Raw genomic sequence first — 14,144 nt, 5'->3', positions numbered from 1 at the left:
GTCCGGCGCGGAATTCGAACGCGTGCCGCGCGGCGCCCGACCGGCGCGGCCCGAGACCCGGAGAGACGGGGGAGCATGCGGAAGCTGATCATCGGCCTGCTGTGCCTGGCCGGATTCGCGATCGTCGTCGATTTCAGCACCGCGGCCTATTCGGAGTATCGCGTGTCGCGGGCGCTGCGGGACGGCGCCGATCTCACCGCCGACCCCGAGGTGACGATTCACGGTTTCCCATTCCTGGGCCAGGCGTGGGACAGCCGCTACGACAACGTCGAGATCCGGGCGCGGGCCAACCGGGACGACATCCCCGGCGAGACCGCGCTGGAGGCGACGCTGACCGGGGTGCGACTGCCGCTGGGCGAGCTGGTCGACGGCAGCCTGCGCGGCGTCCCCGTGGAGCGGGTGGACAGCAGGCTCCGGGTGGAGCCCACCGAGCTCGGCAGGCTGTTCACCATTCCCGACCTGCAGGTGCACTCGCGTCCGGCGGACAAATCCGACGGGACCGGCGGGTCGGGCGGCTCCGGCATGACCACCACGGGCGCGCTGGTGCTCACCGGCACCTTGCCGGAGACCCCCGGCGCGCAGTACGGCGGCGAGAAGGTCAGCGTGCAGGCCGATCTGTTCCTCGACGGCGACCAGGTGAAGATCGTGGCGACCGGCTTCTATCGCGGCAGCCCCGGCACCGAGACCACGCCGGTGGCGGTGATCACCGAGGCCGATCGGCCCGCCGTGCTCGCCAGGTTCACCCGTACCATCGACACCAAGGAGTTGCCGTTCGGTGTCCGGCCCACCAAGGTCTCCGCCCAGGGCGGCCAGATCGTCGTGGAGGGCAAGGGCGTGAACGTCACGATCGACCTCGACCGATTGCACCGACCATGATCCCATTCACCATCCTGGCAGTGGTACTGCTCGCCGCGCTGGCCGTGGGCGTCCTGCTGCGCCGCCGCCACGGCAAGGTGCGCGCGGGCAACGCCATCGACCTGTCCGAATCGGCGCGCGCCGAACTGCTCGCGGCCGTCGGCGTGACCGGCGCCGGTCCCGCGGTGCTGCATTTCTCCGCCGAGTGGTGCGGACCGTGCGCCGCGGTTCGGCGGGTCGTCGCCAGTGTCACCGACCAGTTGGCCGGATCGCCGCAACCGCCGCAGGACATCGAGGTGGATATCGACGCCGAGCCCGCGCTCGCGCGCGAGCTGAACGTGCTCTCCCTGCCGACCACCTTCGTCTTCGACGTCGACGGCAGGGAACGGTTCCGCATCTCCGGCGTGCCGAAGGCCACGGATCTGCATTCCGCGCTGGAGCCGCTCACCGCGGCCGCATAACGGCCGCAGTCGCCCGCGGTCTTGCGCCGGGCCGAGTGAGGAACTCCGCGCGCAGCAGTGCCAGCGGAGCCGAGGCAGTCGCTCTGAGCTGCGACGACAAGGCCCCTCGACGGATGTGACGCCCCCCGGGTCCAATTCCCCCGCCGAATTGGGTAAACTGCTTCCCGTGCTTGCCAACCACGAGCTGATGCTCACCCGACGCCGCACAGTGGATCTGTGTCGGCTCGGTGGTTGTTGCTGCCTGTGCCGCTGATCGGTCGGCCTTCCCAATTCCCTGACGCCGACCGCTGCCCGCCGCGCGAGTGATCTCCTGATCCCCGGCGAACTGGCAATTTTCCAGTTATCAGACTTATTCAGCGCAGGAGTACGCACAATGTCCACCGAAATCCGCAATAATTCCGGAATCGTCTCTCCTTCGACCGACCAGGTCGACATCCGCGGACCCCGCTTCACCGCATGGGTCACCACCGGGGTCCTCGTTCTGGTCCTGGTCGCCGCCGCGTTCTCCGCGGTCGCCGCGGCAGTGCTGATCGGCCTGCAGGCGGTCGCGTTCGCCATCGGCGCCGCCTACGGTCCACGCCGCCACCCGTACGGCCGGATCTACGCCACGTTCGCCGCGCCGCGGGTCGCGCCCACCAGTGCGACCGAGCCGGTGGCTCCGCTGCGGTTCGCACAGTTGCTCGGCTTCGTCTTCGCGGCCGTCAGCCTGCTGGGCTTCGCGCTCGGCTCCACAGTCGTCGGCGCCGTATTCGCCGGCTTCGCCCTGTTCGCGGCGTTCCTGAACGCGGCGTTCGGGATCTGCCTGGGTTGCCAGATCTATCCGCTGGTCGCCCGTCTCCGCCGGACTGGTCTGGACAGCGGTGTTCGCGAGCCCTCCGTGGGCGCGCGGGCGTCCAGGCCTGACGCGCACCCCGCCGGATCCCCGGCATCGAACTGAACCCTGCAAGTCATCTCTGAAAGGAAAACAATGGCTCGCTCCGATGTCCTGGTCTCCGTTGACTGGGCCGAAGAGAACCTCAACGCCCCCGGCGTCGTCTTCGTCGAGGTCGACGAGGACACCTCCGCCTACGACGGGGGCCACATCGAGGGTGCCGTCCGGCTCGACTGGAAGAAGGACCTGCAGGATCAGGTTCGTCGCGACTTCGTGAACCAGGAGCAGTTCTCCGACCTGCTCTCGGCACGCGGCATCTCGAACGACGACGAGGTCATCCTGTACGGCGGCAACAACAACTGGTTCGCCGCGTACGCCTACTGGTACTTCAAGCTGTACGGCCACAACAACGTCAAGCTGCTCGACGGTGGCCGCAAGAAGTGGGAGCTGGACGGCCGCCCGCTGTCCACCGAACCGGTCACCCGACCGGCGACCCAGTACAAGGCCGCCGCGCCGGACCTGTCGATCCGCGCCTTCCGCGACGAGGTCATCGCGGCCATCGGCACCAAGAACCTGGTCGACGTGCGTTCGCCCGACGAGTTCACCGGCAAGATCCTCGCTCCCGCGCACCTGCCGCAGGAGCAGAGCCAGCGTCCCGGCCACATTCCCGGCGCCATCAACGTGCCATGGAGCAAGGCCGCGAACGAGGACGGCACCTTCAAGTCGGACGAAGAACTGGCCGAGATCTACAAGGAGGCCGGGCTGGACGGCGAGAAGGAGACCATCGCGTACTGCCGGATCGGTGAGCGTTCCTCGCACACCTGGTTCGTCCTGCAGGAACTGCTCGGCCACCAGAATGTCAAGAACTACGACGGGAGCTGGACCGAGTACGGCTCCCTCGTCGGCGCACCGATCGAGTTGGGAGAGTAATCAATATGTGTGCAGCACCGACACAGGGTCAGGCCATCCCGGCCGGCGTCGATGTGGAGAAGGAGACGGTCATCACCGGCCGCGTCCTGAGCACCGACGGCCAGCCGGTGGGCGGCGCGTTCGTGCGCCTGCTCGACGGCAACGGTGATTTCACCGCCGAGGTCGTCGCGTCCGGCACCGGTGACTTCCGGTTCTTCGCGGCGCCCGGCGCGTGGACCGTCCGCGCGCTGTCCTCGGCGGGCAACGGCTCCGCCGAAGTGCGCCCCGAGGGCGCGGGCATCCACGCGGTCGACGTCGCGGTCGCGAAGTAGGACACCGCACTCGCCGAACGGCCTCGGCGCTTTCCTCTCAGGGAAGCACCGGGGCCGTTTGCGTGCGGCGGCTCGGGTGTCGTTAGACTCCAAATCGTGGTCCTCTTCTTCGAGATTCTGCTGGTGGCTGTGGCCGTGCTGATCGGCTGGTTCGGCCTGTACGTCTTCTACCGGCTGTTCACCGAATCATGAGCGAACTCGCGAGCGAAGGTTCCGATCCGGCCGAGCGAGCGAGTGAACAACTGAACGGCAACGCTCCGGCCGACACCGCTGCACGCCGCAGCGGCGACCAAGCCGTGGCCGACGCTGCCGAACGGGCGAAATCGACCGGCGTCCGCAATATCCCGGTCTTGCCGGACCTGCCGCTACCCGAGGACACCGCCAATCTGCGGCTCGGGCCGGATCTGAGCGCCTCGATGCTCGCGCTGCTGCCGCTGGTCGGCGTCTGGCGCGGCGAAGGCGAAGGCAATGATCCCGAGCGCGGCGACTACCGGTTCGGCCAGCAGATCGTCGTCTCGCATGACGGCGGCGACTTCCTCTCCTGGGAATCCAAGTCCTGGGTCATCGACACCGAAGGCAACTACGGCGGCCCCGATCTGCGCGAAACCGGCTTCTGGCGGGTCGGCATCGACGGCAACGACGAGGTCATCGAACTGTTGCTCACGCACAGCAGCGGCATCGTCGAGCTGTTCTACGGACAGGCGCTGACCCAGTCGTCCTGGGAGCTGGCCACCGACGTGGTGATCCGCAGTCAGTCCGGCGTCGTCGTCGGCGGCGCCAAGCGCCTCTACGGCATCGTCGAAGGCGGAGACCTGGCCTACGTCGAAGAACGCGTTGTCGCCGACGGCCCCCTCGAACCCCGCCTCTCGGCTCGCTTGCAGCGCTATATCGGGTGAGCTGTTCTGCGAAGCTGCGGGATCAACGGCATTGCCGTCTACGCGCTACAGGACGCGACACCTGATATCGCACGCACCGTGCATAGCTCGGCCTGGCCGAGGCGACAACTGATTTCGTAAGTACATGGGTAACTCGTCGGGTACGCCCAGAAGGCGAGTGGCACCCAACGCAGGACCTGTCACCAACCTGCGCGGCGCTGACTTGTACGGCCTGAAGACTCGGAGAGGCGGAACAGCCCCCGAGCCATACGAGTGCACGTTATGCGCACGCGTCCGGTCGGACAGACCGGGGCTCGGGGGCCGGGTGACTGCCTGGAATTCGCTCAGCGCTCGCGCGGGCGAAATCCACCTGCAGCGGTGGCGCTAGCGGACAGCCACCTCACGTGTCCTAGAAATATCCATTCTTCGAACCACCTCCTTCCTCGTGTACGAACGAATCTAGCGAGGCGTCATCAGGTCGGCAACGGAATTTCGCGGCGGGCGGAAACCGGAACCTCGCGCGTGGGGCCGCTGGCCGCGAAATCGGTTGCCACCTGGCCTGACGCGTCGATCCTGAGCACCGTGTCGGCCCGATGATCTTCGGGCAGTTGATGTGTGACGACGACCACGACGCGGCCTGGTTCGACGAGGCCGCTGTCGACGTCGAGCAGGGCGCGCAGCAGCCGCGCCCCGGCCTCTGCTTCCAGATGCTCGGTCGGTTCGTCGAGCAGCAGCACACGAGCGGATGACACGAGGGCACGCGCCAGGAGGATGCGCCGACGTTGACCGCCCGACACGGCCGCCGCTCCCCCGACCAGATCGGTGTGCACTCCCTCCGGCAGCCCGTCCAGCCAGGCGCCGAGACCGACTGTCCGCAAGGCTTTCTCGGCTTCCGACTCGGTGAGATCACCGCGCGCGACCCGAAGATTCTCCAGCACGGACGTGCCGAACAGGTGCGCGTCCTCGGCGAAGAAGGTGACGCCGGGACGCGGCGTGCCGAACAGGCCCGCCCAGGCCATCAGCAGCGTCGTCTTCCCGGCGCCGCTCGGCCCGACCACCGCGATCCGCCGTCCCTCCGGCAGCTCCGGCACGTCTATCCCCTCGGTCACCGAAGCGTCCGCGAGAGCCGCGCCATCGCCGGTCCTGGTGACCGTCGTCGCGGCGGTGCGTGTGGTCCGGGATGTGCCGGAGTTCGGCGAGGCAGTCGCCACCGGATCGCCTTCGAATCCGGTCGTGCGGCGGTCTCGCCCTGGATCGGCCCGGCGGGGGGCTACGGACGAAGTTTCTCCGGCCGCGCCCACTATGCGATGCAGGGCTGCGCGGGCGGTCGTGAGTGCCTGCGCCGCAGCGGGTAGCGGGCCGACCGCCTCGAAAGCCGACAGGGGCAGCATGACCAGCACGGTGAGCGCCATCGGCGTCATCGCGCCCGTGGTCCCCCCGTCCGGGCCGTAGAGGGTGATGCCGATCAGCAGAGCGCCGAGCACGCTGGCGCCGATCGACAGTGGCGTGGCGGCTGCCGCCCAGGCGCTGTGCGAGGCGGCGGTGTCCTTCGCGGCGACGGCCCGGCGCGCGGAGTCCGCCGCCGTGCCGAGGGCGGCATCGAGCCGCCCCGCGACGCGGAGCTCGGCCGCGTGGTCGAGGACGGTGAGGGCTTGCGCGGTGAATTCGGCGCGATCGGCGCGCACGGCCTGCTCGGCCTCCCGTGCCGCTTTGGCCGACAGCCACGGAGCGACGACACCGGACACCGCGAGCGCACCCGCCAGGATCGCGGCGGCACCCACCGAAATGGTGGCCAGCAGGCCGACGGCGGTCAGGGAGAGCACGACGGCGACCGCGACGGGCACGAATACCCGCACCACGACCGCCCCGAGATCATCGATGTCACTGCCGATCCGGACGAGGAGATCACCTCGGCGCGGTGGCGTGGAATCGCCGGACCCCTCGGCAGCACTGCCCGACGGCTCCGGCCGACGCAGCCAGAAGTCCGAGCGGGCAAGCGTTCGATAGACCGTCGTGCGCGCCGTGGTCATGGCGCGCAGGGCGACATCATGCGTGGCCAGGCGTTCCATGTACCGGCACAGGCCCCGGGAAATACCGAGGGCGCGCACCGCGACCACGGCGATGCTCAGGTCCAGCACCGGCGGCATCTGCCAGGCACGAGCGATCAACCACGCGGCCAGCGCGGCGAGACCGAGCGCGCTACCCAACGCCAGCACACCCCAGGCGATCGCCACCGTCACCCGCCAGCGGGACAACTCGAGCAGCGCCCACATCCGGCGCAGATCCGCGAGCGGCGTGGTGTCGGCGCCGCGTGGAACGGTTCGCGTCATCGGACTCGCTCCTTTGAATCTCGCCGACACGCGCGGTGTCCGGTTCCCGCGGCCGCCTTGTCCGATGCCACCGCCGCGCGCAAGGCATGGTCGGCAACCGACCGCCGTCGCGTGCCGGGAATCTTGTTCACGCCCGGTCGACAGCAACGCCGCGACCGACGGCGTGGGCCGGTGCGCGATGACGAGCGCCGTCGCGGCCGCGGACCTGGAGCGGTCAGCACTTGGCCGCGTCGGCGACCACCGAGGTTGCGCGTGCTCATCGGGCGACCTCGGGTTGCTCGGCGCGGACCCGCACGACATGGTCGGCTGCGGCCAGCACGGTTGGACGGTGCCCGATGACGATCACCGTGGCCCCGGCGCGGGCTCGCACCTGGAGCGCGGCCAGTACCGTGGCCTCCGCGGCGGCGTCCAGGTGCGCCGTGGGCTCGTCCAGCAGCAGGACCGGGCGGTCGGCGGCCAGCACCCTGGTCAACGCGAGGCGTTGGCGCTGGCCCAGGGACAGTCCGACGCCGCCGGGTCCCACCATGGTGTTCCATCCGTCCGGCAGTTCGTCGAGCACGGCGTCGAAACCGGTGGCGACGCACGCGGCCTCCAGGTCGTCGACCACCCGGGCCGGTCCCCGCCCGGAACGGTCCACCGTCTGGGCGCCGAGCAGTTCGAGGTTGTCCCGCAGCGTGCCGGGAACGAGCACCGGCCGCTGCGGCAGCCACGCCACGCGTGCCCACCATCGCCGCGCGTCCAGGTCGCGCAGGTCGACCCCGTCGACGGTCACCGCACCCCGGTCGGGCGTGATCAAGCCGAGAATCGCCTGGAACGCGGTCGATTTACCGCTTCCGTTCGGACCGGCGAGCACGGTCAGAGAGCCGGGCGAAAAGGTCGCCGACAAGCCTGCGGGCGCGAATCCGTCCCGCGCGCGCACCGAAAGGTCACTGACCTCGATCAGGCCGCCGCCTGCGATATCACTGGGAACAGTGCCGCGAGCCACCGAGACGGATGGAGATACTGGCGCGGCGAGGGTGTTCTTCGCGCGGGTGTCCTTGTCTCCGAATGCATTCCTCCCCTCGGTGGACGCGTCGGCACCGCTGGCAGGAACCGATTCGAGAATCGCGAATGCCTTGTCCGCCGCCGCCATGCCGTCCTGAGCGGCGTGGAAACGCTCGCCGACCATGCGCAGCGGCAGGTAGACCTCGGGCGCCAGGATCAAGGCGACCAACCCGGCATACAGGCTCATCTCGCCGAACACCAGGCGCAACCCGATGGAGACCGCGATCAGCGCCACGCTCAGCGTCGCGAGCAACTCCAGCACCATCGAGGACAGAAAGGCGATCCGCAGGGCGCGCATGGTGCGCAACCGCAGCGCGTCACCGAGATCTCGCACGCGGTGCTGCATGGTGCGCACTCGTCCCAGCTGACCAGGGGCTGCTTCCGCCTCGCCGGTCTCCCGGCCGAGCGCGCGCAACGTCGGCATGCCCGCGAACAGGTCGAGCAACTGATCCGACAGCCGGGTGGTGGCCGCGAGCGTGGCCTCGGCACGTCCCTGCGTCAGCAGCCCGATGAGGATCATGAAGACCGGGATCAGCGGCAAGGTGATCACCACGATCACACCGGAGGTCAGGTCGTGCGCCGCGATCACCGCCAGCACGATCGGCGGAACCAGTGCCGCCAGCAGCAGCGCGGGCAGGTAGCCGACCAGATAGCCGCGCAACCCGGACAGCCCGGCGCCGACGACCACGGCCAACTCGGTTCGGCGCGTCTCCAGCTCGCGCGGGGACAGCCGCGCACCGGCCGCGAGCACCGCCGTTTCCAGCTCCGCCACCACGCTCGCGCCCGCCCGATGAGCCAGCCGGGACTGGAACCAGGTGGCCAGCACCCGGACCGCGATCGCGACCGCGAGGACGGTCAGTTCGATCGTCCACGCGCCGAGAGTGCGCAGGCCCGGATCGGTGACGACTCCGGCGAGCACCCGTCCGATCAGCACCGCCGCCAGCACGATCGCACCGGTGATCAGCAGCGACAGCGCGACGCTCAGCGCCAGGTAGCTACGCGCCGAGCGGGCGTACCGCCACAGGCGCGGATCGATCGGCGGACGGGCCATGGCATCAATCCTGCCCGGGTCGCAAAGGCAGACCCACCGGGGCGGGAATCTGCTCGACGGTGATCCGCTTGCGGAACACCCAGTACGTCCACCCTTGGTACACCACCACGACCGGCGCGAGGAACGCCGCTGCCCAGCTCATCACCTTCAAGGTGTAGGGCGTCGAGGACGCGTTGTGGATGGTCAGGTCGAAGGCCGCGTCGATCGTCGAGGGCAGCACATCCGGGAACAGCGAGCCGAACAGCAACGCGGTCGCGGCCGCCACGGTCACCGTGGTGCCGGTGAACGCCCAGCCATCGCGCTGGGCGAGATCGGCCGCCACCGCGATGAGCAGCCCGAGCACCGCGAGCGCCAACGGAATCCAGGTCCACCCGGTCCCGTACGACACCTGGGTCCACAGCCCGAATCCACCGACCACGACCACGGCCGGAGGCACCAGCAACCGGGCGGCGCGCCGCGCGTCGTCGCGCACCTCGCCGCCGGTCTTGAGCACCAGGAACATCGCGCCGTGCAGCGCGAACAGCAGTCCGGTGGCCAAGCCGCCGAGCAGGGCGTACGGCCCGAACAGGTCCGTGACCGAACCGGCGAACTGCTTCTTCTCGTTCAGCGGGACCCCGTGCACCACGTTCGCGAACACCCAGCCCCAGGCCACTGCCGGAATCCAGGAACCGATGCCGATGCCGATGTCGCAGCGGGCGCGCCAGCGTGGGTCATCGATCTTGCCGCGGTACTCGATGGCGCAGATGCGCAGGATCAACGCGACGAGCACCAGCAGCAGTGCGAGGTAGAAGCCGGAGAACAGGCTGGCGTACCACTCCGGGAACGCCGCGAACATCCCGGCGCCCGCGGTGATCAGCCAGACCTCATTGGCATCCCACACCGGCCCGATCGTGTTGAGCACCACGCGCCGTCGCGCATCGGACCCCTTGCCGAGGATCGGCATGAGCATTCCGACGCCGAAGTCGAAGCCCTCCAGCACGAAATAGCCGGTGAACAGCACGCCGATCAGGACGAACCAGAACTCTTGCACACTCATCTCCGGCTCCTAGTAGGCGAACGAAAGTTGTTCGATAGCGGACTCTTCGGCGCGGCGGCCGCCGGAGGTCTCGTCGGTGTCGCGTGACTCGCCCGGGGCTGGCGCGACGGGATCCGGACCATGGATCACATATCTGCGCATGAGGTAGAACCACACCGCCGCGAGCGCGCCGTACAGCAGCGTGAAGGTGATCAGCGAGAACAGCACGACGCCGGGCGAATGATTCGAGACGCCCTGCTGCACGGTGAGGCGCAGGTTCGGGTCACCGGTGGGATTCGGCACGACGACCCACGGCTGGCGTCCCATCTCGGTGAACACCCATCCGGCGCTGTTGGCCAGGAACGGTGTCGGGATGGCGAGCAGGCTCAGCCAGGAGAACCACTGCTGGTCGGGTACCTGGCCGCGGCGGGTGAGCCACAGTCCGGCCAGGGCGAGCAGCGCCGAGCCCGCCGCCAGGCCGATCATGGCGCGGAAGGACCAATAGGTGACGAACAGGTTCGGGCGGTAATCCCCGACGCCGAAGCGTTCGTTGTAGGCCTTCTGCAGATCGACGACGCCGTCCAGGGTCACCCCGGTGAACGAGCCCTCGGCCAGCCAGGGCAGCACGTACGGCACCTCGAGCACGTGCACGACGCTGTCGCAGTTGTTGTGCGTGCCGACGGTGAGCACGGAGAAGTGCGGGTCGGTCGCCGTGTGGCACAGCGATTCCGCCGACGCCATCTTCATCGGCTGCTGCTCGAACATCAGCTTGCCCTGCACGTCACCGGTGTAGACCAGCGCGGCCAGCGACACGATCAGCACGGCGATGCCCGCCCGCGCGGCGGGTCGCCACATGGCGCGCGCCTCAGCGAGTTTCGCTTCGTCGCGGGTGCGAGCATTGCGGACCATCCACCAGCCCGCGATGCCCGCCACGAATGTGCCTGCGGTGAGGAACGATCCGGCGACCACGTGCGGAAAGGCGGCCAGCGTCGTGTTGTTGGTGAGCACCGCGACGATGCTCTCCAACTCGGCGCGCCCGGTTTCCGGGTTGTACTTGGCGCCGACCGGATGCTGCATGAACGAGTTGGCCGCGACGATGAAGTACGCCGAAGCGTTCACGCCGATGGCGACCATCCAGATGGCGGCGAGGTGAAGCAGTTTCGGCAATCGGGTCCAGCCGAAGATCCACAACCCGAGGAATGTCGACTCCATGAAGAAGGCGACCAGGCCCTCCAGGGCGAGCGGGGCGCCGAACACGTCACCGACGAACCGGGAGTACTCGCTCCAGTTCATGCCGAACTGGAACTCCTGCACGATGCCGGTCGCGACACCGAGCGCGAAGTTGATCAGGAACAGCTTGCCGAAGAACTTGGTCAGCCGCAGCCAGTGCTGTTTGCCGGTGATCACCCATGCCGTCTGCATGGCGGCGACCAACGGCGCGAGACCGATGGTCAGCGGCACCAGGAGAAAGTGATAGACCGTCGTGATGCCGAATTGCCATCGGGAGATGTCCAGGGCGCTCAAGCCGACCTCCTGCGTATCTACGACGTGTCGTAGTAAGACTACGCCGGAGCCGGGCCGCGACAATGAGTCCTAGGCCACGATATCCGGGGCCTTTCCGCCCGAAACACCGGTTTCCCTGGGCTCTTCGCGACCCGCTCCCGCGCGAATAGGACGGAGATCACGGAGCGGCGCTGATCAGGGAGAACGTACCCGGTCGGTTTCGCACCGACGCGACCACCGATCGCACAAGCAGACGGGCAACTCGCCGAGTACACCCGAACGCAGCGGCACCCCCCGGCCCAGGACCGCTGACCAGCCCCAGCGGCGCGGTCAGCGCGCCCGCACTTCGGTCGGCCATCGCCGCAGCGACAACTGATCTTGTCAACGCACGGGTACCTCGCCGAGTACGCCAGAATTCGGCCGCATGCACCGCGCACGACTTGCGGCCGCCCGCGGCCCTGATCGACGAGGCCGCACCACGATCGACTTCTCGCCGACGCGACAACTGATTTCGTCAGCACATGGGTAACTCACCGGGTACGCCCAGAACCCACGCGGCACCCAGCGCAGGACCTGAACGCAAATCCCGCGCCACCCGACTAGTACGGCCTGAAGACCCGGAGAGGCGGAGAAGTCACCAGTCGCCGATGGCGCCTGCCCGCTCGATGCCGCGGTTCACCAACTCGATGATCTCCTCGGCATTGTCCGGCGCGGACATCCGCAGCCCGTCCAGCGAGTTCACTCGCGCCGCCAGCGAGATGCTCGACAGCATCCAGATGCTGTCGCAGGTGAGCAGGTCGGCGGTGAACAGCGAGTCGTAGCGGCATTGCCACCCGGCCTTCTCGGCCTCGATGAACAGCGCGCGCTGGGTGACGCCGGGCAGCACGCCGTTCTTGGCGGGCGGGGTGATCAACTGCTTGTCGCGCGCGATCACCACGGTGGACCGCGGACCCTCGAGCACCCGGTTCTCCGTGCTGGTGAAGATCACGTCGTCCGCACCCATCCGCGCGGCGAACCGGAGCGCGGCCATATTGGTGGCGTAGGACAGCGTCTTGGCCCCGAGCAGCTGCCACGGCGCGGCCTGCGCCAGGTCGACCGAGATTCCGCGTGACAGAGTCACCACCGCGACGCCTTCGGCGCGGGCCTTCTCGACGCGCTCGGGTACGGGCACCACCAGCACGAAGGCGGTCGGCACCGGCACGGCGGCGGCGAGGTCACCGGTCTTCACCTTGTCGGGCGCGCCGGACAGCTCGGAGTCGCGGCCGCGGGTGAGCACCAGCCGCATGAGCCCTTCGCGCTCGCTCCCCCACTCCTTCGCGGCGGTCTCGACCGCCTCCCGCCACTTCCCCAGCTCCGGCTCGGGCAGATCCAGCGCCTGCGCGGAGCGACGTAATCTGCCTAGATGAAATTCGATCGCACACGCGACTCCCGCGCGCACTAGCACCGTTTCGAAGACACCGTCGCCACGCAATACGCCAATATCGTCCGCAAACAACAACGGCGCGTCCGCATCACGGACCACGCCATCGAGTGTTACCAGAACTCGATCCACCATGCGTCGAGCGTAGGCGGTAGGAGCGGACAATGCCTACGTCACGGCCGCTTTCGCAAAACCTTTTGTCAATGTTCCTCGCGGCATCGGGTGCAATACTCGCAAAATGCCGATTCGCTATGCCCAGCACCGGCTCGGTAGCCCGGTGCATCCCCCACTGTGCGGTCACGCTTAGAGTGGAAAAGGTGTCCGTGGTCGTTGCGCCCAGCCCCATCCTCAGTGTGTCGGGAGCCGTGGCGGGAGCGGAGGGTTCGCCCGACGCCGCCGTCGCCTGGCACTACGGCGATCCGTTCGGCGAACAGCGCGCCGCGGTGGAGCGCGCCGCGATCGTCGACCGATCGCATCGCTTCGTCCTGCGCATCACCGGCGCGGAGCGGCTCACCTGGCTGCACACCATCTCCAGTCAACATGTCGCCGCGCTCGGTGACGGGCAGTCCGCGGAGAACCTCGACCTCGATCTGAACGGCCGGGTGCTGCATCACTTCGTGCTCACCGAACTGGACGGCGCGGTCTGGATCGATACCGAGGGCGAGCGTGGGGCCGACCTGCTCGCGTTCCTGCGGAAGATGGTGTTCTGGGCCGACGCGCAGCCGGTCGAAGCCACCGACCACGCGGTGCTGAGCCTGCTCGGACCGGGGGTCGCCGAGCTGACCGAGACGCTCGGCATCGCCGCACTTCCCGGCGTGTACGAGGCGACGCCGCTGCCCGGCGGCGGATTCCTGCGCCGGATGCCGTGGCCGACGGCGGACTCCTTCGACTTGATCATCCCGCGCGACCAGCTGGCCGACCGGTGGGCGCGGCTGACCGCCGCGGGGGCGGCGCCCGCCGGGATGTGGACGTTCGAAGCGCTGCGCGTCGCGGACGTTCGTCCCCGGATCGGACTGGATACCGACGAACGGACCATCCCGCACGAGGCCCGCTGGATCGGCGGCGTCGCCGAACACGGCGCCGTCCATCTCGACAAGGGCTGCTACCGCGGCCAGGAGACCGTCGCCAGGGTGCACAACCTCGGCAAACCGCCGCGGAATCTGCTGCTGCTGCATCTGGACGGCTCGGCCGACGAGCGCCCGGCCACCGGTGACGACGTCACCGCGGGCGGCCGCGCGGTCGGCAGGCTCGGTACGGTCGTCGATCACTACGAACTCGGCCCCATCGCGCTGGCCCTGATCAAGCGGACGGTTCCGGCCGACACCGCACTCGCCGCGGGCCCGGTCGCGGCGGCGATCGATCCCGATTCGGTGCCCGCCGAAGACGTGCCGCAGCCCGGCCGGGCTGCGGTCGACCGGCTGCGCGGGCGCTGAACCCGTTGGCCAACAGCTGGCCAGCCAGGGGTTTCCCCGCTGGCG

At 68.8% G+C, this 14,144-nt stretch carries 12 protein-coding genes; 7 read left to right on the top strand and 5 right to left on the bottom strand.

Annotation, left to right across the window (positions count from 1 at the left end; genetic code table 11):
• Positions 1 to 75: 75 nt before the first annotated feature.
• From ON34_RS02755 to ON34_RS02725, 6 genes are all read left to right on the top strand, one after another.
• Positions 76 to 876: an LmeA family phospholipid-binding protein gene (locus ON34_RS02755; protein ID WP_040773735.1), complete on the top strand. Its 801-nt coding sequence runs from the start codon at positions 76 to 78 to the stop codon at positions 874 to 876.
• A complete protein-coding gene (locus ON34_RS02750; protein ID WP_040773732.1) occupies positions 873 to 1,316 on the top strand; it encodes a thioredoxin family protein in 444 nt (147 codons plus the stop codon). The genes ON34_RS02755 and ON34_RS02750 overlap by 4 nt, the downstream gene beginning before the upstream one ends.
• A gap of 373 nt (positions 1,317 to 1,689) precedes the next feature.
• Positions 1,690 to 2,253 (top strand): DUF4395 domain-containing protein, encoded by a 564-nt coding sequence (locus tag ON34_RS02745; RefSeq protein WP_083889103.1) that lies wholly within the window; start codon positions 1,690 to 1,692, stop codon positions 2,251 to 2,253.
• A 30-nt stretch (positions 2,254 to 2,283) separates the two neighbouring features.
• On the top strand, positions 2,284 to 3,117 hold the full coding sequence (locus tag ON34_RS02740) for a sulfurtransferase (RefSeq protein ID WP_040773729.1): 834 nt from the start codon (positions 2,284 to 2,286) through the stop codon (positions 3,115 to 3,117).
• Between the two features lie 5 nt (positions 3,118 to 3,122).
• A complete protein-coding gene (locus ON34_RS02735) occupies positions 3,123 to 3,428 on the top strand; it encodes a DUF1416 domain-containing protein (protein WP_040773727.1) in 306 nt (101 codons plus the stop codon).
• Positions 3,429 to 3,616: 188 nt separating this feature from the next.
• Positions 3,617 to 4,324 (top strand): heme-binding beta-barrel domain-containing protein, encoded by a 708-nt coding sequence (locus tag ON34_RS02725; RefSeq protein ID WP_040773724.1) that lies wholly within the window; start codon positions 3,617 to 3,619, stop codon positions 4,322 to 4,324.
• Positions 4,325 to 4,776: 452 nt separating this feature from the next.
• Here ON34_RS02725 and cydC read toward each other — a convergent pair whose 3' ends face one another.
• From cydC to ON34_RS02700, 5 genes are all read right to left on the bottom strand, one after another.
• Complete coding sequence (cydC, locus tag ON34_RS02720; RefSeq protein WP_063821626.1) at positions 4,777 to 6,633, bottom strand: thiol reductant ABC exporter subunit CydC; 1,857 nt, start codon at positions 6,631 to 6,633, stop codon at positions 4,777 to 4,779.
• A gap of 256 nt (positions 6,634 to 6,889) precedes the next feature.
• Complete coding sequence (gene cydD, locus ON34_RS02715) at positions 6,890 to 8,728, bottom strand: thiol reductant ABC exporter subunit CydD (RefSeq protein ID WP_051022090.1); 1,839 nt, start codon at positions 8,726 to 8,728, stop codon at positions 6,890 to 6,892.
• Positions 8,729 to 8,732: 4 nt separating this feature from the next.
• Positions 8,733 to 9,764 (bottom strand): cytochrome d ubiquinol oxidase subunit II, encoded by a 1,032-nt coding sequence (gene cydB / locus ON34_RS02710; RefSeq protein ID WP_040773720.1) that lies wholly within the window; start codon positions 9,762 to 9,764, stop codon positions 8,733 to 8,735.
• A 9-nt stretch (positions 9,765 to 9,773) separates the two neighbouring features.
• The gene (locus ON34_RS02705) at positions 9,774 to 11,267 is read right to left on the bottom strand and encodes a cytochrome ubiquinol oxidase subunit I (RefSeq protein ID WP_040773718.1); all 1,494 of its coding nucleotides are present in this window, start codon (positions 11,265 to 11,267) and stop codon (positions 9,774 to 9,776) included.
• 613 nt (positions 11,268 to 11,880) lie between these two features.
• The gene (locus tag ON34_RS02700; protein WP_040773714.1) at positions 11,881 to 12,801 is read right to left on the bottom strand and encodes an aminodeoxychorismate lyase; all 921 of its coding nucleotides are present in this window, start codon (positions 12,799 to 12,801) and stop codon (positions 11,881 to 11,883) included.
• A 182-nt stretch (positions 12,802 to 12,983) separates the two neighbouring features.
• On the opposite strand from ON34_RS02700, the gene ygfZ reads away from it, so the two are divergent.
• Complete coding sequence (gene ygfZ / locus ON34_RS02695) at positions 12,984 to 14,099, top strand: CAF17-like 4Fe-4S cluster assembly/insertion protein YgfZ (RefSeq protein ID WP_373291845.1); 1,116 nt, start codon at positions 12,984 to 12,986, stop codon at positions 14,097 to 14,099.
• Positions 14,100 to 14,144 lie beyond the last annotated feature (45 nt).

It is taken from the genome of Nocardia pneumoniae NBRC 100136, assembly GCF_000308755.1.
Lineage (GTDB): Bacteria > Actinomycetota > Actinomycetes > Mycobacteriales > Mycobacteriaceae > Nocardia > Nocardia pneumoniae.
This window is presented reverse-complemented; position numbering and strand designations above follow the sequence as displayed.